This is a genomic window from Exiguobacterium sp. s7, assembly GCF_018618195.1.
GTDB lineage: Bacteria > Bacillota > Bacilli > Exiguobacteriales > Exiguobacteriaceae > Exiguobacterium > Exiguobacterium mexicanum_A.
In genome coordinates, this window is sequence record NZ_JACSLO010000002.1 from 163,063 (window position 1) to 183,418 (window position 20,356).

The window sequence follows — 20,356 nt, forward strand, 5'->3', positions numbered from 1 at the left end:
TATAATTATTGTATCAGACAAGTGCCGGAATGAGTTTGACAATTGTGAAAAAAAGAAAGGGGGGATCTTGTGATCCACTTGAATGTACGATCGGCTTTTAGTTTGATGCAGAGCACGATTCGACTTGAACAATACGTCGCGCTGATGGCTGAGAGAGGGAGTCGGGCCGTCGCGCTCGCTGACGATGCATTATACGGCTTGCCGCAGTTCGTCCGATTGTGCGAACGCTATGCGGTCAAACCTGTCATCGGGTTGCGGACCACGTTGCGGATGGACGGGTTTGACGTGTCTGTCCTCGTCTACGCGTTGACCGAGGAGCAGTTGCCGGAACTGTATCGCCTTGTGCAGGCCGATGGAGTGACCGAGACGACCGAACTGGCGGTAGTCGTCTTACCGGAGAATTGGAAGACGAACGACCCAGTTCACCGCAGGCGCTTGTATAACCATCTGCTCGGTTACGTGAACGAGGAGAAACTATGGCTCGGATTGCCGGCGCCCCAAACGACGGAGCAGACGTTGATGCTCAGACAGCTCCGCGAGATGCGGGAGGAGCTCGGCACGAAGCTCGTGCCGGCCCCCGAGACGTGTTACATGCGCCCAGAAGATTTCGAGGCGTATCGTGCCATCGTCGCCATCGGCGAAGGAGAGCTCATCTCGCAAGAAGACGTTCACCAGAAAGGGAAATACGTCCGCCTACCGAGTGAGATGAACGATTGGTTTGAACCGATCGAACTCGAGGCACTCGACCGATTCGAATCTCTCGTGTCCGTCACTCGGTTGCCGCAAGCGACAACATCCATCCCAGAATTCGAAGGTGCCATCGACCGGTTGAAGCGACTCGTTGCCGACCGCTTAAAGGCGCTCGACCTATTCCAAGAAGATTACATCGAACGGGCCCGCTATGAACTCGATATCATCGCGCGGACGGGTTTCGCCTCTTACTTCCTCATCGTCGAGGATATCGTTCGCTATGCGAAGGAACAAGGGATCGAGGTCGGTCCGGGTCGTGGTTCCGCGGCCGGGTCGCTCGTCAGTTTCGCGCTTCACATCACCGAGGTCGACCCAGTCCGGTTCGGTCTCTTGTTCGAACGATTTTTGAATCCGGAACGAATCACGATGCCGGATATCGACTTGGACTTCGAGGATGAACGACGCGATGAGGTCGTTCGCTACGTGTTGGAGAAGTATGGTGAAAATCATGCGGCCCAAATCGGTACGCTCGCCACGTTCGGTGCAAAGGCGGCGTTACGGGATGTCGCGCGGGCGCTCGGTCTGACGCTTGAAGAAGGACAAGCGGCCAGCAAACAAGTAAAAGATGACGGGCTGGCCGGGATTTTGGCCAACCCTTCGAAAGTGAAATGGTTCGCTGGCAGTCAAAAGCGCTCGCAGCTCTTGAAAATCGCCTCCGAGTTAGAAGGGTTACCGCGCCAAACTTCGGTCCATGCGGCCGGCCTTGTGCTCAGCCGGGAGGCACTTGATGCGATCACACCGTTGCAGCCGACGACAGGGGAGCAAGTGACCCAATATAATATGAAGGATCTCGAAGCGCTCGGTCTGTTGAAAATCGATTTGCTCGGCCTGCGCAACTTGACGAGGCTCCGGCAGATGGAGGAGCTGATTCGGGAGACGGATGAACTGTTTTCGCTGAAGACGATCCCATTGAATGACGCCAAGACGTTCCGCGTGCTCGCCCGGGGTGACACGGATGGGATTTTCCAATTTGAGTCGGAAGGGATGAAACAAGCGCTTCGGCAAGTGAAGCCGACCGAGTTCGAGGATATCGTTGTCACGATGTCGCTCTATCGTCCGGGGCCGATGCAGTTCATCGATACGTATGCGAAGCGCAAGCATGGGATGCCTTATCAAGCGGTCCATCCGGTCGTCGGCGACATCATGCGGACGACGAACGGCGTACTCGTCTATCAGGAACAAGTCATGCGCTTGTTGCGGGAGCTTGCTGGGTATTCATACGCCGAGGCGGATTTGATACGCCGCGCCATCGCTAAAAAAGACGTGGCAGCGATTGACGTCGAGAAAGCCCGCTTCTTAGAACGTTCGTCGGAGCGATTCGACAGTGACTCGATGCGGCAAGTGTTCTCGTGGATCGAGAAGTTCGCTGGTTACGGCTTCAACCGTTCCCACGCCGTCGCCTACAGTTTGATCAGTTACCGTCTAGCTTATGTGAAGGCGCACTTTGAACGAATCTTCTACCTCGTGACGTACGACAAGACGAATCAGCTCGTCCGCATGTTGCGGAAAGGAAAAATCCCTGTCTATCCGCCCGACGTTCTGCACGGACAAGCCGCCGCCTTTTTAGAAGGGCCCGGCGTGCGTCTCGGACTGAAGGCGGTCCAAGGGTTGACGAAACGCGATGTCGAGCGGTTGATTGAGCATCATGCCGAGTTCACGGATGTGAAGCGTCTGCTTGAACTCATGGACTGGGGAACGAAAGACCATATGAAACTGCGACGCCTGCTCGGTGCTGGGGCGTTGGATCGGATGTACCACGGTGAGCGTCGACGTGCCTTTGAAGCGGTCGAACGGCTTCGCGAGGAGACGGAGACGCATCTGCTCCCGGATGAGTTGTCCGCGCTCGGATTAAAACGATCCGCGCCGATTGAGCCGAATTGGTCCGAGGAAGAACGAGAGGCGCTCGGGACGTGGATCGTCCATTCGCCATTGACGACGGTCGCGCCCCTCTCGATCGAGACGGTGACGATTGATGAAGTGCTCCATGGCGAACGTGGATTCATCGTCGTCTACGTGGACGCGATTCGGACATTTAAGACGAAGAAGAACGAAGAGATGGGTGTCGTCATGGTCGATGACGGTGTGTCGCAAGATGAGGTCGTCATCTTCCCGCGGGTGTTCGCGCAATTTTCGCGCTCGCTTTACGTCGGGAACGTCCTCTTGCTCGAGGTGCATCCAAATGAACGGGACGGACGGCGTCAACTCGTCGTCGAGCGGGTCCGGCCGCTCCATGGACAAGCGCTCTTTGTCCGTCTGCGCTTGGAGTCGTTCGCCGACCTCGAAGAGTTGCTCCATACGTCCAAAGGGGATGTGCCGGTTATTTGTCGGTTCTCGGATTCAAAGGAAGTGAAGCAACTTGCCTCGGCGTATGCGGTCAATCCGACGGAGTCATTGCTCTTGGCGTTGAAACAACGGTTTGGTGAAACGGATGTCGTGTTGAAGCGGGTCGACTCGAAATTGCCCGGTACGAAAACTAGTACCAAGTCATAAAAAGTGGTATAATCTGATTAATTGGTCTGACCACTTTAGAGAAAATGCCATCCAAAAAGGGAGTTGAACGGTCAGATGCATGGAAAACACGCATCCTCATTTCACGAAAACATTTCTAAAATTAGAACGTTGATCGTCCAGGCCTCACTCGAGCCAGGCGACCGTCTCCCGTCAGAACGGGAACTCGCCGAGACGCTATCCATCAGCCGTGCCTCGGTCCGTGAAGCGTTACGGGCACTCAGCTTCCTTGGAATCGTTGAGACGAGACACGGCGGCGGCACGTTTTTATGTGAGCAAGATCGGCATCGGTATATTGAGATTTTGTCAGAGTTTATCGTCACGAAACAGACGAAGGCGTCGGACATTGTCGATATGTTGCGACTGCTCGAACGCTTGGCGTTGACGGAAGTCGAACCGACCCCGGAACGCATCGCGTTGCTCGAGGGGAGTGTGGAGACGGACCGTGCCTTCCGGCAGCATCTCATCTTCGGGTTGAAGAATGAACTGTTCATTCGAATTTGGAGTGAAGTAAACCGATTTTATGACGGGACGGACGCGGGCGACTTGTATACTGAAGATGAACGTAGACGATTGTTGGAGATGTGGCGTGAGGCGGGGATGCCGGAATGAACGAGGGGGAAGCGATGACTGCTTTTTTCAAGAAACCGAAACGATATATGCCTTTGCGTCAACGAGAACCAAAAATTGACGCACCACAAGGCTTGATGACAAAATGTCCATCCTGTAAATATATGCATTACACGAAACAGTTAAACGAAAATCATAAAGTGTGTGATTGCGGCTACCATTTCCCGCTCAGTGCAGATGAGCGGATTCACATGTTGGTCGACGGTCAATCGTTTGAAAAATTTGCGGGGCCGCTCGTCAAAGAGAACCCGCTTGATTTTCCAGATTATGAAGATAAATTGAAAAAAGACAGGGAGCGAACTGGGATTGAAGAAGCCATCGTCTGTGGCCGCGCCACGATCGATGGGCTCCCGGTCGTCGTCTGCGTCATGGATGCCCGCTTCCGTATGGGATCGATGGGGGCGTATGTCGGAGAAGCGATCGCCTCGGCCGTGCGGACCGCGACAAAAGAACGATTGCCGGTCGTCCTGTTTACTGCTTCAGGCGGAGCGCGCATGCAAGAAGGCATGGTCAGCTTGATGCAGATGGCCAATACGTCGATTGCGTTGAAACAACATGACGAGGCCGGCCTCTTGTACATCGCCTACTTGACGCACCCGACGACAGGTGGCGTATCAGCCAGTTTCGCGATGCTCGGGGATGTGAACGTCGCCGAACCTGGGGCGTTGATCGGCTTCGCCGGGCGCCGCATCATCGAACAGACGATTCGTGAGAAATTGCCAGACAACTTCCAAACTGCCGAGTTCTTGTTAGAAGCGGGGCAACTGGACGCCGTCGTTCACCGCGAACAGATGCGTTCGTTCTTGAAGAAGATGATCGAGTTACACGGCGGGGAGGTCCATCATGTTTGATCCAATCAAAGAAGTAAACGAACAGCTCGGGAGGCTGCGCGAGACGGCAGAGACGAAAGGCATCGACTTATCTCGAGAAATCCGTCATCTTGAAGCGAAGCTTCATCGATTAGAAAAAGACATTTATGGGAATATGAAACCGTGGGATCGCGTGCAACTGGCGCGTAACCCGAAACGGCCGACGACGCTCGATTATATCACCCAACTGTTTCCAGATTTCATCGAGTTGCACGGTGACCGTCACGGCTATGATGATGCTGCCATCGTAACGGGATTGGCCACACTCGACGGGAAAGCGGTGACGATTATCGGCCATCAACGAGGTCGTAACACGAAAGAGAACATGAAACGTAACTTTGGGATGCCGCATCCAGAAGGCTATCGCAAAGCGCTTCGCTTTATGAAGCAAGCGGAAAAGTTCAATCGTCCTGTCATCACGTTCATCGATACGAAAGGCGCTTATCCTGGGAAAGCCGCCGAAGAGCGTGGGCAAAGCGAGGCGATTGCACGCAACTTGTTCGAGATGGCGACGTTGAAAGTGCCGATTATCTCGATCGTCATCGGAGAAGGCGGATCGGGCGGAGCGCTCGGGATTGGTGTCTGTGACCGTCTGCTCATGTTAGAGAACAGCACGTATTCGGTCATTTCACCAGAAGGCGCCGCCGCGCTCTTATGGAAAGACGCGAAGCTCGCAGAACGCGCAGCGGAAACGATGAAGATCACAGCACAAGATTTGCTGAATTTAGGGATTGTCGATGAAGTCGTCACCGAGGTATTCGGCGGCGCCCATATCGATGTGTCATTACAGTCATCACTCTTAAAGCCTGTATTAGCACAACACATGACGGAGTTGCGAGGCCGGACTCAAAATGAGTTGTTGCAAGGGCGGGCCGCCAAATATCATCAAATTGGCACAATTGGCTCGTGAAAACGTTAACAACCGCTTCAGGTTCACGTTCATTCACTCACGAGATGACTGGTTTTGAGCACACCCCATGCTTTTTTTTCACATACTTGTGTTGTAAAACAAAGGTCAGACATGGTATTTTATTTTCAGATTTCGTTAAAACACATAAGAGGTGAGTGACGTGAATTTAAAACGTATTGCGGTATTGACAAGTGGGGGAGACGCCCCTGGAATGAACGCTGCAGTCCGTGCCGTGACCCGAAAAGCAATTTTCGAAGGTCTAGAAGTGTACGGTGTGTATAACGGCTATCAAGGTCTAATCGAAGGAGATCTCGTCGAATTGAACCTCGGTTCAGTCGGCGATATCATTCAACGCGGAGGAACATTCTTACGTTCGGCCCGTTGCCCTGAGTTTAGAACGGAAGAGGGTCGTGCGAAAGCGGTCGAGCAGTTGAAGAAATTCGACATCGACGCGCTCGTAGTAATTGGTGGAGACGGTTCATACCGTGGCGCCCAAAAGTTGACAGAACTCGGTTTCCCAACAATTGGTCTGCCGGGAACGATCGACAACGATATCCCGGGTACAGATGCGACAATCGGATTCGACACAGCGCTCAACACGGCGCTTGACGCGATTGACAAAATCCGTGACACGGCGTCGTCGCATGAACGGACGTATGTCATTGAAGTGATGGGCCGTGACGCAGGTGATATCGCACTTTATGCCGGTCTTGCCGGTGGTGCCGAGTCAATCCTCGTCCCAGAACGTCCAGAAGACTTGAGTGCGATCGTGGAACGCATCAACCATGGTGTGGCTCGCGGTAAGAAACACTCGATCGTCGTCGTCGCTGAAGGCGCCGGCAGTGCGGAAGAGATCGGAAAAATGATCGCTGAGAAGACAAACTCAGAGACACGCGTGACGATTCTTGGACACATTCAACGTGGCGGTTCCCCAACTGCTGCGGACCGCGTGCTTGCGAGCCGCATGGGTGCTTACGCTGTCGAGATTTTACTCGAAGGCAAGGCAGGACGTGTCGTCGGCATTCGTGCCGGTAAGATGATGGATCTCGATATCGACGAAGCGCTCGACCACAACAAGCACACGCTCGATATGCAGTTGATCGATCTTTCGAACCAACTTTCGATTTAACGAGTACCAGTGAACTCCACAGAGACGGGATCGGGTCGGTTGCCCCCCCGTTTTCTGTGTGTAAATGTAATACATCCCCTAGGAGGTTTTTATTTATGCGTAGAACGAAAATTGTATGTACGATTGGACCAGCTTCAGAGAAACGTCTTCCGGAAATGATTGAAGCCGGTATGAACGTCGCCCGTCTCAACTTCTCACACGGTGACTATGAAGAGCACGGCGCACGTATCCGCGACATCCGCGAAGCAGCAAAAGCTGCCGGCAAAGTCGTGACGGTTCTTCTTGACACGAAAGGTCCTGAAATCCGTACACATACGTTTGAAGACGGAAAAGCACTCCTCGAAAAAGGCAAAGAAGTCATCATCGTCTCGACAGAAGAAATCGTCGGAACGAAAGATCGTTTCTCGGTCACGTACGAAGGTCTCTACGAAGACGTTGAAGTCGGTTCACGCATCATGCTCGATGACGGACTCATCGGACTCCTTGTCGTTGAGAAGCTCCCGAACCGTGATCTTCGCTGCGTCATCGAAAACGAAGGCGTCATCAAGACGAAGAAAGGTGTCAACTTGCCTAACGTCAAGGTAAACCTTCCTGCCCTTACAGACAAAGACATCGCCGACATCGAGTTCGGGATTTCACAAGACATCGATGTCATCGCGGCATCGTTCGTCCGCCGTGCGTCTGACGTCGTTGAGATTCGTCAACTTCTTGAACGCAACAACGCGTCACACATCAAAATCTATCCGAAAATCGAGAACCAAGAAGGTGTCGACAATATCGACGAAATCTTGGCGATTTCTGACGGTTTGATGGTCGCTCGTGGTGACCTCGGAATCGAGATTCCAACGGAAGAAGTCACACCAGTTCAAAAAGAATTGATCAAGAAGTGTAACGACCTCGGGAAACCGGTCATCACGGCTACACAAATGCTTGATTCAATGCAACGCAACCCGCGTCCAACACGTGCGGAAGCATCTGACGTTGCCAACGCCATCCTCGATGGTACGGATGCGGTCATGCTTTCAGGTGAGACGGCAGCAGGGGACTACCCAATCGAGTCAGTTCAAATGCAAGCAGCGATCGCTGTTCGTACTGAGCAAATGCTCGACTACAAAAACTTGCTCAAAGATCGTCAGAAGCGCAGTGAGCACACGGTAACGGATGCAATCTCACAAGCGGTTGCCCACACGGCAATCAACTTGAACGCAAAAGCGATCTTGACACCGACACAATCAGGTTACACGGCTGCTCGTACAGCGAAGTATCGTCCAGAGGCGAACATCATCGCGGTCACAGAGTCAGAGCGTGTGGCACGTCAATTGAACCTCGTTTGGGGCGTGTACCCGATCGTCGCTGACACGATGCCGAACAACACGGATGAGATGTTGGTACAAGCTTCAGAAGCGGCTCGTCACGCTGGATTCGTCACAGACGGTGACCTCGTCGTCATCTCGGCAGGTATCCCGGCTGCGACTGCGGGTACGACAAACATGATGAAAGTTCATATCGTCGGTCACGCCCTCGCAAACGGACGCGGGATCGGTGAGCGCGGTCTCGTCGGTGAAGTCGTCATTGCGAACAATGCAGACGAAGCGAATGCGAAAGCGAAAGACGGCATGATCCTCGTCGCACCATTCACAGATAAAGAAATGATGCCAGCGATTGAAAAAGCGGCTGGAATCATCACTGAAGACGGCGGATTGACGAGCCATGCTGGTATCGTCGGGCCATCACTCCGTAAACCGGTCATCGTCGGTGTCGAATCAGCGACATCAACGTTCCGTGACGGACAGATGATTTCGATCGACCCACTTACTGGTAAAATCTACAACGCGTAATCGAATGCCAATCGAACCGACTCTCTCATGAGTCGGTTCTTTTTCCATTCAGAAAGAGAGTCTATGATGAGTGCGTATTTATTCTTATTGCTGCTCGTGTTGATCGGGGTTATCTCCCATAACCAGTCGGTCATCATCGCCAGCAGCGTCCTATTGATTATTAAAGCCGTTGGGTTCGGTGATCAATTGTTTCCGACGCTCGCCTCAAAAGGCATCCATTGGGGCGTGACGATTATCACGATTGCCGTGCTCGTCCCGATTGCGACCGGTGACATCGGGTTTAGGGAATTGTGGAATAGTATTAAAGGGCCGGTCGGCATCATCGCTTTCGGCTCAGGAATCTTCGTCGCGCTCGCCGCGGCCCAAGGCGTTCAACTGATGCGAATCGAACCAGTCGTGACGACGGCACTCCTCGCCGGTACCATCCTAGCCGTCGGTTTCATGAAAGGCGTGCCGGTTGGACCGCTGATTGGAGCCGGGATCGCCGCTTTGATTTTAGGTGGATTTAGCCTGTTAGAAAAATGGTTCTGACATTTTTTGACGGCTGGATACGCTTACATTTCTTTTTTTCAGTAAATTGTTTATACTAGATAAAGGACAGGGTGGAGCGAGCTCGAAACGGATTGGGGAAAGTGTTCGGCTTCCCGCCCTTATTCCCTACACAACAGACTGTATGATGCGGTCGATCACTTTTAAAGACTGAGGGGGAGTTATTGATGTCAACGACAAAAGGATTAGAAGGAATTGTGGCAGCGGCCTCAAAAGTCAGTTCGATCATCGACGGACAATTGACTTACGGAGGATACACAATCGACGATTTGGCGGACCACGCCACTTTTGAAGAGGTTGTTTTCCTATTATGGAACGACCGTCTTCCAAAAGCAGATGAATTAACTGAGCTCTCTGAAGCGCTCGTGAAAGAAGCCAAATTACCAGAAGAAGTCATCGCGACGCTCGAACGGGCGCCGAAATCGGCCAATGCGATGGCGACGATTCGGACGGCCCTTTCACAGCTCGCGCTTTATGATGAAGAGGCTGAAGATATGAGTACAGAAGCGAACATGCGCAAAGCGATTCGTCTCCAAGCTCAAATTGCGACGATTGTAACGGCGTTCGCTCGTCTTCGTAAAGGCGAACAACCGGTTGCGCCGAAACCTGGCTTGTCGTATGCGGCCAATTTCCTATACATGTTGAACGGAGAAGAACCAAGTGAGGTAGCCGAGAAGACGATTGATAAGGCACTCATCCTTCACGCCGACCATGAATTGAACGCTTCGACGTTCACGGCCCGCGTCTGCGTTGCCACGTTGTCTGATATTTACTCAGGCGTGACGGCAGCGATGGGAGCGCTCAAAGGCCCGCTTCACGGCGGTGCGAATGAGGCGGTCATGAAAATGCTCCACGAGATTGGTTCGGTCGACAAAGCCGAAGACTACGTTCGCGGCAAGTTCGAGCGTCGTGAGAAAATCATGGGCTTCGGTCACCGTGTCTATAAGGACGGCGACCCGCGTGCGAAACATTTGAAAGAGATGAGCCGCCAACTGACGGCCCAAATCGGCGAGCCGGAATGGTACGAGATGTCTGAGAAGATCGATCACCTCGTCGAGACAGAGAAAGGCTTGAAGCCGAACGTTGATTTCTATTCAGCATCGACTTATTATGCGCTCGGTCTCGATGAAGAGTTGTTCACACCGATTTTCGCCGTCTCACGCATGTCAGGCTGGATCGCCCACATTCTCGAACAGTATGCGGACAACCGCTTGATTCGTCCGCGCGCCGAGTACGTTGGCGAGACGAACCGGTCATACGTCCCTGTGAATGAGCGTTAATTGACGCGACACGAGAAGATCGAGTCACAATTTAGACATAAACTTTGGTAAACTAACAATTGACGTAGGTCGGCGTTCGCGTCGGCCTACATAAATGTACTTAGGGGGATTCATTATGTTGACACAAAACGAAAAAATCACAGTTGAAAACGGTGTATTAAACGTACCGAACGTACCGACGATTCCATTTATCATCGGTGACGGCACAGGACCAGACATCTGGAACGCATCGGTGCGCGTCTTTGATGCGGCTGTCGAAAAAGCATACGGCGGCGAGAAGAAAATCGAATGGATGGAAGTGTACGCTGGGGAGAAGGCATTCAACCAAAAAGGCGAATGGCTTCCAAACGAGACACTCGATCAAATCCGTGAATATTTGATTGCCATCAAAGGTCCATTGACGACACCGGTCGGCGGCGGAATCCGTTCACTCAACGTAGCACTCCGTCAAGAACTTGACTTGTACACGTGCTTGCGTCCGGTCCGTTACTTCACAGGCGTCCCATCACCGGTCAAGCGCCCAGAAGATACAGACATGGTCATTTTCCGTGAGAACACAGAAGATATCTACGCTGGGATTGAGTACGCGTCAGGCAGCGACGAAGTGAAAAAACTGATCTCATTCTTAAAAGACGAGATGAACGTCAACAAAATCCGTTTCCCAGAAACGTCTGGAATCGGCATCAAACCGATCTCGTCTGAAGGAACAAAACGCCTTGTTCGCGCGGCTCTCGAGTACGCGATTGCGAACAACCGTAAATCGCTCACGCTCGTCCATAAAGGGAACATCATGAAGTTCACAGAAGGCGCCTTCAAAAACTGGGGTTATGAGCTCGCAGAAGAAGAATACGGCGACAAAGTCTTCACATGGGCACAGTACGACCGCATCAAAGAAGAGTCAGGCGAAGCGGCTGCAAACGAAGCTCAATCGAAAGCAGAAGCGGAAGGCAAAATCATCGTAAAAGATTCGATCGCCGATATCTTCTTGCAACAGATTTTGACACGTCCACGTGAATTCGATGTCGTGGCAACGATGAACTTGAACGGGGACTACATCTCGGATGCACTCGCTGCCCAAGTCGGCGGAATCGGGATCGCGCCAGGAGCGAACATCAACTACGTGACGGGCCATGCGATCTTTGAAGCGACACACGGTACGGCACCAAAATATGCAGGTCTTGACAAGGTCAACCCGTCATCAGTCATCTTGTCAGGTGAGATGATGCTTCGTCATATGAACTGGAACGAAGCGGCTGACCTCATCATCAACTCGATGGAGAAGACGATTGCCTCGAAAGTCGTCACATACGATTTCGCTCGCCTTATGGACGGCGCGACAGAAGTGAAGTGTTCAGAGTTTGCAGATGAACTAATCAAAAACATGTAATTCATCAGTTAAACCAAGGGGGAGAGCACAATGATTCGTCGCAATAAAATTTCGGTGATCGGTAGCGGATTCACGGGAGCCACGACTGCACTGTATCTGGCTCAAAAAGAGCTCGGTAACGTCGTCCTGCTCGATATCAAAGAAAACGAGAGCCCGACGAAAGGGAAAGCGCTCGATATGCAAGAGACGGCGCCGATTCAAGGGTTTGACTCGTGGATCACGGGGACGTCGGATTACGCCGACACGGCGGATTCGGATATCGTCGTTATCACGGCCGGGATTGCCCGGAAACCTGGCATGAGCCGGGACGACCTCGTCTCGACGAACGCCAAAGTGATGCGGGCCGTCACGAAAGAAGTGGCCCGCTATTCACCCGATGCGATTTTAATCGTCTTGACGAACCCGGTCGATGCGATGACATATGCCGCCTTCAAAGAGTCAGGCTTCCCGAAAGAGCGCGTGATCGGTCAATCCGGTGTGCTCGATACGGCTCGGTTCCGGACGTTCGTCGCTGCGGAGTTGAATATCTCCGTGAAGGACGTCTCTGGATTCGTGCTCGGCGGGCACGGGGATGACATGGTCCCGCTCATTCGTTACTCGTACGCGGGAGGCATCCCACTCGAGAAGCTATTGCCGAGCGACCGAATCGATGCGATCGTCAATCGGACCCGTAAAGGTGGCGGCGAAATCGTCCAGCTGCTCGGGAACGGATCGGCCTACTATGCGCCGGCAGCGGCCATCGTCGAGATGGTCGAAGCGATCTTGAAAGATCAACGACGTATTTTACCGGCCATCGCGTATCTCGACGGTGAGTACGGCTTCCACGACTTGTATCTCGGTGTCCCGACGATACTTGGCGCGAACGGGATTGAACGTGTGCTCGAACTTGAATTGACGGAAGAGGAGACGGCCGCGCTTGAGCGCTCGGCTGAATCGGTCCGCTCCGTCTTGAACGTCCTTAACTGATTCGTCACCTCGTCTGCTGAGCAGGCGAGGTTTTTTGTACGCTTGGTTTTTGAGGGTCGCGTGCTACACTGAAAGAAGAACGTGGATTTGTTTTGTTTTTGTAAAGATTTGCTTTGATGTTGGTCGGACGTGGCATTGATTTGTAAAATAGGTAGTGTACGTGACAGAACAGATAGATTAGAGGAGGAACTAAGCGTGGCCGAAAAAGTGATTGTTGTCGATGACGAGGTGTCGATTGCGACGTTATTGAAATTCAATTTGGAGCAAGCCGGTTTTGAGGTTGAGACGGCCCATGATGGGAAGACCGGTCTCGAACTCGCCGAGAAGCAGGATGCGGTATTGATCGTCCTCGATTTGATGTTGCCCGAGATGGATGGTCTCGAAGTTTGTAAGCGACTCCGCCAACAGAAAGTGAACACGCCGATCCTGATGTTGACGGCAAAAGACGATGAGTTCGATAAAGTGCTCGGTCTCGAACTAGGGGCGGATGATTATTTGACGAAACCGTTCAGTCCGCGTGAAGTCGTGGCCCGGGTCAAAGCAATCTTACGGCGTTCAGCTCCACAAGAGGTGCCGGCGGTGGACGCGGACGTCATTGAAATCGGTGACGTGAAAATTATCGCTTCGAACTATGAAGTGTTCAAAAACGGGGAGCGGCTTGAGTTGACCCCAAAAGAGTTCGAACTGTTGGCTTATCTTGCTAAAAACAAAGGCCGTGTCTTGACGCGTGATCAACTCTTATCGGCTATTTGGAATTACGATTTCGTCGGCGATACGCGCATCGTCGATGTCCATATTAGCCACCTTCGGGAAAAGATTGAACCGGTGACGAAAAAACCGACATATATCAAAACGATTCGCGGTCTCGGCTATAAGATGGAAGAGCCGATGCCCGAATGAAGACGTACCGCTCGCGTTTTTTGACGACGCTCATCCTGCTCGTGACGGGCGTCTTGTTGACCCTCGGGATCGTGCTTGGTCAATTGTTCAAAGACTTCTATTTGGACTCCGAACGCGATCGTTTGAAAGAGGACACGGAGCTCGCCGCCTTATATTTAGAAGGGGGCGACCTCGAGGCGATTCAAGACTATGTCCGGCAAATCGATGACGAGAGTAGTTTCGACATTCTGCTCCTCAATCGCCGGATGGAAGTGATTGCCGGGACACCGTTTCGGGTCGGTTCGTTCGATTTTCGGATGGACGCTGCTTCAATCCCAGACGACGGGACGTTTGGGAACGAGACGCGTGAGGATTTGATTCAGTTCACAAAACCGATCGAACTCTCCTCGGGTGATACGGTGTATCTCAGTTTCATCCGCTACGTCTCCGATCTAGAAGGGGTGTATGACCGGATTTGGCTGACGATTGCCTTGGCCTTGATTTTCTCATTCTTCTTGATTTTGTTCGTGTTGCATAATTTGACGAATCAGTTTATCCGACCGATCGATGAGGCGACAATCGTGTTACGTGAACTTGCCGACGGAAACTATCGGGCCCGTGTGTACGAATTGCGCAATGATGAAGAAACGGGCAGTCTGGCCGGGTCGATCAACGTTCTCGCCCGTAACTTGGAGACGATCTCACTTGGTGAATCCGTGCAACGGGCAAGGCTCGAGTCACTCATCGAATACATGGGGGCAGGGTTGCTTTTGGTCGACGAACGTGGCATCGTGACGCTCGTCAACCGCTCATATCGTGACATGTTCCAATACGACGACTTGATGATTGGTCAATTTTATCACGGCATTTTACCGAGTCCGGACGTCGAGACGTTGATCGAGGACGTCTATTTGACCGAAGAGCCCCACCGCCGTCAATTGTCGATTCGAACTGGATTCAACCAAAAGACGTATATGGTGTCGGCCGCACCAATCTTCAGTGATACAGGCATGTTGCGCGGGACGACGCTCCTGTTTAACGATATTTCTGAATTGAAACGACTCGAGAAGATGCGGAAAGATTTCGTCGCGAACGTCAGCCATGAGTTGAAGACGCCGCTCACATCGATCCGAGGTTTCAGTGAGACACTCCTTGACGGGGCAAAAGAAGTGCCCGAGTTGCGCGATCAATTTTTGGATATCATTCAAAAAGAAGCGACGCGCATGCAAATGCTCGTTGAGGACTTACTCGAGCTGTCACGGCTTGAACGTGAAGATTTCCATTTGGACTTCACCCCGGTCCAGCTCAATCATCTCGTTGAGGAAGTGTGTCTCGTGTTGAGCCAGAAAGCGGAGCAGAAATCGATTCATTTGGAGTCGCGCCACGACGGGGAAGTCATCTTGCAGGCGGACATGAACCGAATCAAGCAAGTCATCTTGAACCTTGTCGCCAACGCCATCAACTACTCGCCGGAAGACAGCCGTGTCGAAATCGCGGTCGAAAAGAGAACGGACGGATCATATTTGATTGTCAAAGACAACGGGATTGGCATCGCGCCGAAAGAAGTGAGCCGAATCTTTGAACGATTCTACCGGGTCGATAAAGCGCGGAGCCGGAACTCCGGCGGGACAGGTCTCGGTCTTGCCATCGTCAAACATATCATCGACCTTCATCACGCGACGATTCACGTGGATAGTGTCGAAGGTGCTGGGACAACGTTCACAATCAAATTCCCAATCGCTTAACATGGAATTCATGTCGGGTTCATACCGACTTTACAAAGCGATGCTACTCTATAGATGAGACCTCTTCATCATCTCGTGTCCCGGCCGGTGCTCATCTCCACTCGGTCAGGAAGATTGACCCTTTTCTAGCTACTAGAAAAGGGTCTTTTTTTTCGAACGCATGTGCCCGTATGATATGATGGAATCAGATAGAATGGAGGTTGACCAATGAATAAACTACTACTTCTTGATGGAAACTCACTCACATATCGTGCGTTTTTCGCGCTGCCTCCGATGACGGATGCGAGCGGTCGAAATACGAATGCCGTGTACGGGTTCACCATGATGTTGTTAAAACTGATGGAAGATGAGCAACCGACGCATTTCGCGGTCGCATTTGATGCGTCGAAGAAGACGTTCCGGCACGACACGTATGCTGACTATAAGGGGGGACGGCAGAAGACCCCAGGGGAACTCCGCGAGCAATTCCCGATTGTCCGCGAGGTTTGTGAGGCGTTCGGGATCAAAGTGCTCGAACTCGACCAGTACGAGGCCGACGATATTATCGGGACGCTCTCAAAAAATGAGGCGTTCGATCAAGTGACGGTCGTCACTGGGGATAAAGATTTACTGCAACTGATTGACGATCGCGTCACCGTCTATTTGACGAAGCGTGGGATCACCGATGTGGAGACGATGGACGCGAAGGCGTTCAAAGAGCGCTATGACGGTCTCACCCCGCTCCAAATGATCGATTTGAAAGGCTTAATGGGGGATAAGTCCGATAATATCCCCGGAATCCCGGGGGTTGGTGAGAAGACGGCGCTTAAACTGCTCACGGCTTACGGATCTGTCGAAGGACTATATGAACATACGCATGAATTAAAAGGGAAACAAAAAGAGAAAGTCGAGGCGAACGAGCGGGAAGCACTCATGTCGAAACAATTGGCGACGATCTATACGGATGTCCCAATCGATATAAGCACGGACGACCTTACGTTCCATCCGTATGACGCTGGAAAAGTGAAGTCGTTGTTCATGAGCCTTCAGTTCAAATCGCTTCTGAGCAAACTGAACCTTGAAGCGTCGAGCGAGGAAGCGGTCGAAGCGCGTGAGGTGAATCATATCGCGATCGACAAGCAAGATTTGACAGAAGCGGTCCTCATCCTCGAGCAACTCCGTGACGACTATTTCGAAGAACCGGTCATCGGTGTGGCCATCGCCTCGAAAGCCGGCGTGACGGTCGGCGATGTGTCGCTTTTAGACGTCCCGGCAGTACGAGACTGGTTGGCCGACGAGAACCGAGCCACGATTTGTCTCGATGCGAAACAGACGATCGTCCAATTGAAGCGACATGCTGTGACGCTCCGAGGCTATGACGATTTGCTCGTCGCCGGATATTTGCTGAACCTGTCGGGCGGGACGACACTCGATTCGATTGCCGCTCATTTCGATTACACGTTACCGGAAGACGAGGCGGTTTATGGCAAGGGTGCGAAGCTGCACGTCCCGGAACAGGACGTGCTCGAGCAACATCTCGGCGAGAAGGCGATGGCGATCTTGACGCTGTTCGTAAACGTCGGCAAAGAACTCGACCAAAACGAACAGACGTCGCTCTATGAAGATTTGGAACGTCCGCTCGCCTCGGTGCTTGCAGAGATGGAGTGGGCCGGGATTCACGTCGACGTGGCGACGCTGAAAGTGATGGAAGACGATTTGCGGGAACGGTTGCTTCAACTCGAGGCGGAGATTCATAGTCTCGCCGGTGAGACGTTCAATATCAACTCGCCGAAACAGCTCGGCGTCATTCTATTCGAGAAGTTGGCGTTGCCACCGGTCAAAAAGACGAAGACCGGTTACTCGACGGCAGCGGACGTGCTCGAGAAACTCGCGCCGCTGCATCCGATCGTCGAACATATTATGCATTACCGTGAGCTCGGCAAGTTGCAATCGACATATGTCGAAGGCTTGCAAAAAGTCATCAAAGACGACGGGAAGATCCATACCCGCTATACGCAGACGTTGACGCAGACCGGACGGTTGTCCTCGGTCAACCCGAACTTACAGAACATCCCGATCCGCTTGGAAGAAGGGCGGCGCATTCGCAAGGCGTTCACCGCGAGTGAGGCCGACTGGATGCTGTATGCGGTCGACTATTCGCAAATCGAGCTTCGGATCATGGCCCACATGTCGCAAGATGAGAAGATGCTCGAGGCGTTCCTCCATGATGAGGATATCCATACGTCGACGGCTGCCAACGTGTTCCGAGTCGCGAAAGAAGAAGTGACATCGCTCATGCGTCGCCAAGCCAAGGCCGTCAACTTCGGCATCATTTACGGCATTAGCGACTATGGGCTGTCGCAAAACCTCGGCATTAGCCGAAAAGAAGCACAGACGTTCATCGATACGTATTTCGAGCAGTTCCCGGGTGTGAAACGGTTCATGGATGCCGCGATCGAACGAGCGCGGGAACACGGCTATGTTGAAACGATGCTGAAGCGTCGCCGCAATATCCCGGACATCCATTCTCGAAACTTCAACTTGCGCGGTTTTGCGGAACGCACAGCGATCAACACGCCGATTCAAGGGACGGCCGCCGATATTATCAAAAAAGCGATGATTGATGTCGACGTGGCACTCCGTGAGTCAGGACTTCAGTCGAAGTTATTGCTTCAAGTCCACGACGAACTTATCTTTGAAGGACCTAAAGAAGAAATGGACTCGCTCGAGACGATCGTCAAACAAGCGATGGAACACACGGTCACCTTGGACGTGCCGCTTCGCGCGGACGGTTCGTTCGGTGAGACATGGTTTGATACGAAATAAAGACGAGAAAGGAACTTGATATGCCAGAATTACCAGAAGTGGAGACGGTCTGTCGCCGATTGCGGCCATTCGTCTCGGGAAAAACAATTGCAAATGTCGAGGTGCTCGACGCAAAAATCATTCGAGGTCACGAACCGGAGATTTTGAAACAACAGTTGCTCGACGAGACGATTCAAGACGTGGAGCGACGCGGCAAGTTCATTTTGTTCAAATTGACGAACTGCTATCTCGTTTCGCATCTGCGAATGGAAGGAAAATTCTTCCCGCATGACGAAATGGTCAGTCCGGTCAAGCATACGCATGTCGTCTTCACCTTCACGGACGGGACTACGCTTCATTATAACGATGTCAGGAAGTTCGGGACGATGGAGTTGAAGACGAATGAAGAGTTGTTTGTGACACCGCCATTGTCGCTGCTCGCCCTCGAACCGTTCGATCCTGAAGTGACAGCGGAGACGCTTCACAGCCGTCTGAAGCGGATGAACGTTCGTGCAATCAAGACGGCGCTGCTCGATCAATCGATTTTCGTCGGGCTCGGCAATATTTATGTCGATGAGACGTTATATCGGTCCGGTGTCCATCCGACCCGTCCGGCAGCGACACTCTCGCTTGACGAGGTCCGTCGGGTGCATCAAGAGGCTGTGGCCGTATTGACGGAAGCGATTGAACGAGGCGGAAGCACGATTCGGAGCTATACGAATCCGGATGGGGCGAGCGGGACGTATCAAGAGACACTGTACGTATATGGACAGACCGGGGAGCCGTGTAAGCGATGCGGCCGACCGATTGAAAAGATGAAATTAGGCGGACGGGGCACACATTACTGTCCGCACTGCCAACAGTAAGAGGTGGACATGATGTTGAAAATTGGTTTGACAGGTGGGATTGCGACAGGGAAGTCGACCGTATCCAGACTGTTTCGAAAGCAGGGCATCCCGATCATCGACGCCGACAAGATGGCACGGATCGTCATCGAGCCTGGCGGCAAAGCGTTCGCGGGCGTCCGCGAGGCGTTCCCGCAATGTTTCACGGGCGACGAGTTGAACCGGCAGGCGCTCGGACGAGAAATCTTTCATGATGACACAAAACGTCAGTTACTGAATCAGCTCATGCATCCGGCCATCCGAGAAGAGATGCTCGAGGAGATGCACGGATACGAGGCTGCAGGGGAGACGGTCGTCATATTCGATATCCCGCTCTTGTTCGAGGGAACGATGCGGGACCTCGTCGATTATACGGTCGTCGTCTATTGCCGTGAAGAGATTCAGCTGATGCGTCTCATGGAGCGCAACGGGTTGACGAAAGAAGAAGCGCTCGCTCGGATTCATGCGCAAATGCCAATCGAGGAGAAGAAACAACAGGCTGATTTTTTAATCAACAACAACGGTGCGTTAGGCGACTTGTCGGCCCAAGTGATCCGCCTCGTCGAACAATTTGAAGACATGAAAAAAGAAGGCGACTGACGACGCCTTCTTTTTTTTGTTCAGTTGAGTGGGTCTGAGTCAGGCTTCCCTTTTTTCCACGTGTCGAAGATGGCGCGTCCGTCGCTCGGATGGCCGTTCGAATAGTAAATCGGATAGAGTGAGAAGAAGACATAATAGAACGAGAAGTATGCAAACTGATACGTGTAAATTGTCGGCTCGATCTCTCGCATCAAGATGAAGGCGTTCACGAGCAAGATGCTCGATAAGTTAAAAATTGAACCGCCCGCGTAGACGAGACTCCGCGTCAGGCGATTGCTGTACTTCAAGTCACTGAATTGGCACCAGGCGTCATAAAAATAAACGCGGTTAAATTGAAGGCGTCCGATTTTAAACAATTTTTTCCCGGTCCCAATCTCCATGTCGAGCGAACCCCCAAATAGTTTCGCGAAGAAGAAATGACCGAATTGATGGATAATCGTCACAATCGGTAAGATGATGAAAAATGAGATGACAAATTTATCTAGGTCTGTCCAATCAAACATATAGTCTTAGCTCCTTTCCAAGCTCTACACCAAATTTCCCTCTTTTTCAAATCTGAAACTGTAAAAAAAGTGAAAAAAATGTGACGATTCATAGTGAAAACGCTTCCATTTTTCCGTTATAATGGTGTCGTAACGCAGAAAAAAG

The 20,356-nt window shown here is 52.2% G+C and carries 16 protein-coding genes; 15 read left to right on the top strand and 1 reads right to left on the bottom strand.

The window, feature by feature from the left end; genetic code table 11:
* Positions 1 to 69 precede the first annotated feature (69 nt).
* The 15 genes from dnaE to coaE all read left to right on the top strand — a co-directional run bounded on the left by dnaE (position 70) and on the right by coaE (position 19,708).
* Complete coding sequence (dnaE, locus tag KNP79_RS03400) at positions 70 to 3,240, top strand: DNA polymerase III subunit alpha (protein ID WP_215191300.1); 3,171 nt, start codon at positions 70 to 72, stop codon at positions 3,238 to 3,240.
* 129 nt (positions 3,241 to 3,369) lie between these two features.
* Complete coding sequence (locus tag KNP79_RS03405) at positions 3,370 to 3,870, top strand: FadR/GntR family transcriptional regulator (protein ID WP_233004410.1); 501 nt, start codon at positions 3,370 to 3,372, stop codon at positions 3,868 to 3,870.
* A gap of 14 nt (positions 3,871 to 3,884) precedes the next feature.
* On the top strand, positions 3,885 to 4,739 hold the full coding sequence (accD, locus tag KNP79_RS03410) for an acetyl-CoA carboxylase, carboxyltransferase subunit beta (RefSeq protein ID WP_215191428.1): 855 nt from the start codon (positions 3,885 to 3,887) through the stop codon (positions 4,737 to 4,739).
* Positions 4,732 to 5,667 carry an acetyl-CoA carboxylase carboxyltransferase subunit alpha gene (locus KNP79_RS03415; RefSeq protein WP_215191302.1) on the top strand — a complete coding sequence of 312 codons (936 nt, stop codon included), beginning with the start codon at positions 4,732 to 4,734 and terminating at the stop codon, positions 5,665 to 5,667. The genes accD and KNP79_RS03415 overlap by 8 nt, the downstream gene beginning before the upstream one ends.
* 160 nt (positions 5,668 to 5,827) lie before the next feature.
* The gene (gene pfkA / locus KNP79_RS03420) at positions 5,828 to 6,796 is read left to right on the top strand and encodes a 6-phosphofructokinase (protein WP_034778227.1); all 969 of its coding nucleotides are present in this window, start codon (positions 5,828 to 5,830) and stop codon (positions 6,794 to 6,796) included.
* A gap of 95 nt (positions 6,797 to 6,891) precedes the next feature.
* Positions 6,892 to 8,634 carry a pyruvate kinase gene (gene pyk / locus KNP79_RS03425; RefSeq protein ID WP_138859194.1) on the top strand — a complete coding sequence of 581 codons (1,743 nt, stop codon included), beginning with the start codon at positions 6,892 to 6,894 and terminating at the stop codon, positions 8,632 to 8,634.
* Between the two features lie 66 nt (positions 8,635 to 8,700).
* On the top strand, positions 8,701 to 9,165 hold the full coding sequence (locus KNP79_RS03430) for a DUF441 domain-containing protein (protein WP_138859195.1): 465 nt from the start codon (positions 8,701 to 8,703) through the stop codon (positions 9,163 to 9,165).
* Positions 9,166 to 9,350: 185 nt separating this feature from the next.
* Positions 9,351 to 10,463, top strand: a complete 1,113-nt coding sequence (gene citZ / locus KNP79_RS03435; protein ID WP_215191304.1) for a citrate synthase — start codon at positions 9,351 to 9,353, stop codon at positions 10,461 to 10,463.
* A 118-nt stretch (positions 10,464 to 10,581) separates the two neighbouring features.
* On the top strand, positions 10,582 to 11,850 hold the full coding sequence (gene icd, locus KNP79_RS03440; RefSeq protein ID WP_215191430.1) for an NADP-dependent isocitrate dehydrogenase: 1,269 nt from the start codon (positions 10,582 to 10,584) through the stop codon (positions 11,848 to 11,850).
* 30 nt (positions 11,851 to 11,880) lie between these two features.
* The gene (gene mdh, locus KNP79_RS03445) at positions 11,881 to 12,816 is read left to right on the top strand and encodes a malate dehydrogenase (RefSeq protein ID WP_215189953.1); all 936 of its coding nucleotides are present in this window, start codon (positions 11,881 to 11,883) and stop codon (positions 12,814 to 12,816) included.
* A gap of 195 nt (positions 12,817 to 13,011) precedes the next feature.
* Positions 13,012 to 13,716, top strand: a complete 705-nt coding sequence (locus KNP79_RS03450) for a response regulator transcription factor (protein WP_034778217.1) — start codon at positions 13,012 to 13,014, stop codon at positions 13,714 to 13,716.
* Positions 13,713 to 15,440 (top strand): two-component system histidine kinase PnpS, encoded by a 1,728-nt coding sequence (gene pnpS, locus KNP79_RS03455; protein ID WP_215191305.1) that lies wholly within the window; start codon positions 13,713 to 13,715, stop codon positions 15,438 to 15,440. The genes KNP79_RS03450 and pnpS overlap by 4 nt, the downstream gene beginning before the upstream one ends.
* Before the next feature lie 207 nt (positions 15,441 to 15,647).
* Positions 15,648 to 18,245: a DNA polymerase I gene (gene polA, locus KNP79_RS03460; protein WP_215191307.1), complete on the top strand. Its 2,598-nt coding sequence runs from the start codon at positions 15,648 to 15,650 to the stop codon at positions 18,243 to 18,245.
* 20 nt (positions 18,246 to 18,265) lie between these two features.
* Complete coding sequence (mutM, locus tag KNP79_RS03465; protein ID WP_215191309.1) at positions 18,266 to 19,090, top strand: DNA-formamidopyrimidine glycosylase; 825 nt, start codon at positions 18,266 to 18,268, stop codon at positions 19,088 to 19,090.
* Positions 19,091 to 19,102: 12 nt separating this feature from the next.
* Entirely contained in the window at positions 19,103 to 19,708 is a 606-nt protein-coding gene (gene coaE, locus KNP79_RS03470; RefSeq protein ID WP_138859200.1) for a dephospho-CoA kinase, read from the top strand.
* A gap of 20 nt (positions 19,709 to 19,728) precedes the next feature.
* On the opposite strand, the gene KNP79_RS03475 is transcribed toward coaE, so the two are convergent.
* Complete coding sequence (locus tag KNP79_RS03475; RefSeq protein ID WP_138859201.1) at positions 19,729 to 20,211, bottom strand: site-2 protease family protein; 483 nt, start codon at positions 20,209 to 20,211, stop codon at positions 19,729 to 19,731.
* Positions 20,212 to 20,356 lie beyond the last annotated feature (145 nt).

Coding starts and splice junctions, on each gene's coding strand:
- accD (WP_215191428.1), top strand. CDS start 3,885: ATGACTGCTTTTTTCAAGAAACCGAAACGATATATGCCTTTGCGTCAA.
- KNP79_RS03415 (WP_215191302.1), top strand. CDS start 4,732: ATGTTTGATCCAATCAAAGAAGTAAACGAACAGCTCGGGAGGCTGCGC.
- pyk (WP_138859194.1), top strand. CDS start 6,892: ATGCGTAGAACGAAAATTGTATGTACGATTGGACCAGCTTCAGAGAAA.
- KNP79_RS03430 (WP_138859195.1), top strand. CDS start 8,701: ATGAGTGCGTATTTATTCTTATTGCTGCTCGTGTTGATCGGGGTTATC.
- citZ (WP_215191304.1), top strand. CDS start 9,351: ATGTCAACGACAAAAGGATTAGAAGGAATTGTGGCAGCGGCCTCAAAA.
- mdh (WP_215189953.1), top strand. CDS start 11,881: ATGATTCGTCGCAATAAAATTTCGGTGATCGGTAGCGGATTCACGGGA.
- pnpS (WP_215191305.1), top strand. CDS start 13,713: ATGAAGACGTACCGCTCGCGTTTTTTGACGACGCTCATCCTGCTCGTG.
- polA (WP_215191307.1), top strand. CDS start 15,648: ATGAATAAACTACTACTTCTTGATGGAAACTCACTCACATATCGTGCG.
- mutM (WP_215191309.1), top strand. CDS start 18,266: ATGCCAGAATTACCAGAAGTGGAGACGGTCTGTCGCCGATTGCGGCCA.
- coaE (WP_138859200.1), top strand. CDS start 19,103: ATGTTGAAAATTGGTTTGACAGGTGGGATTGCGACAGGGAAGTCGACC.
- KNP79_RS03475 (WP_138859201.1), bottom strand. CDS start 20,211: ATGTTTGATTGGACAGACCTAGATAAATTTGTCATCTCATTTTTCATC.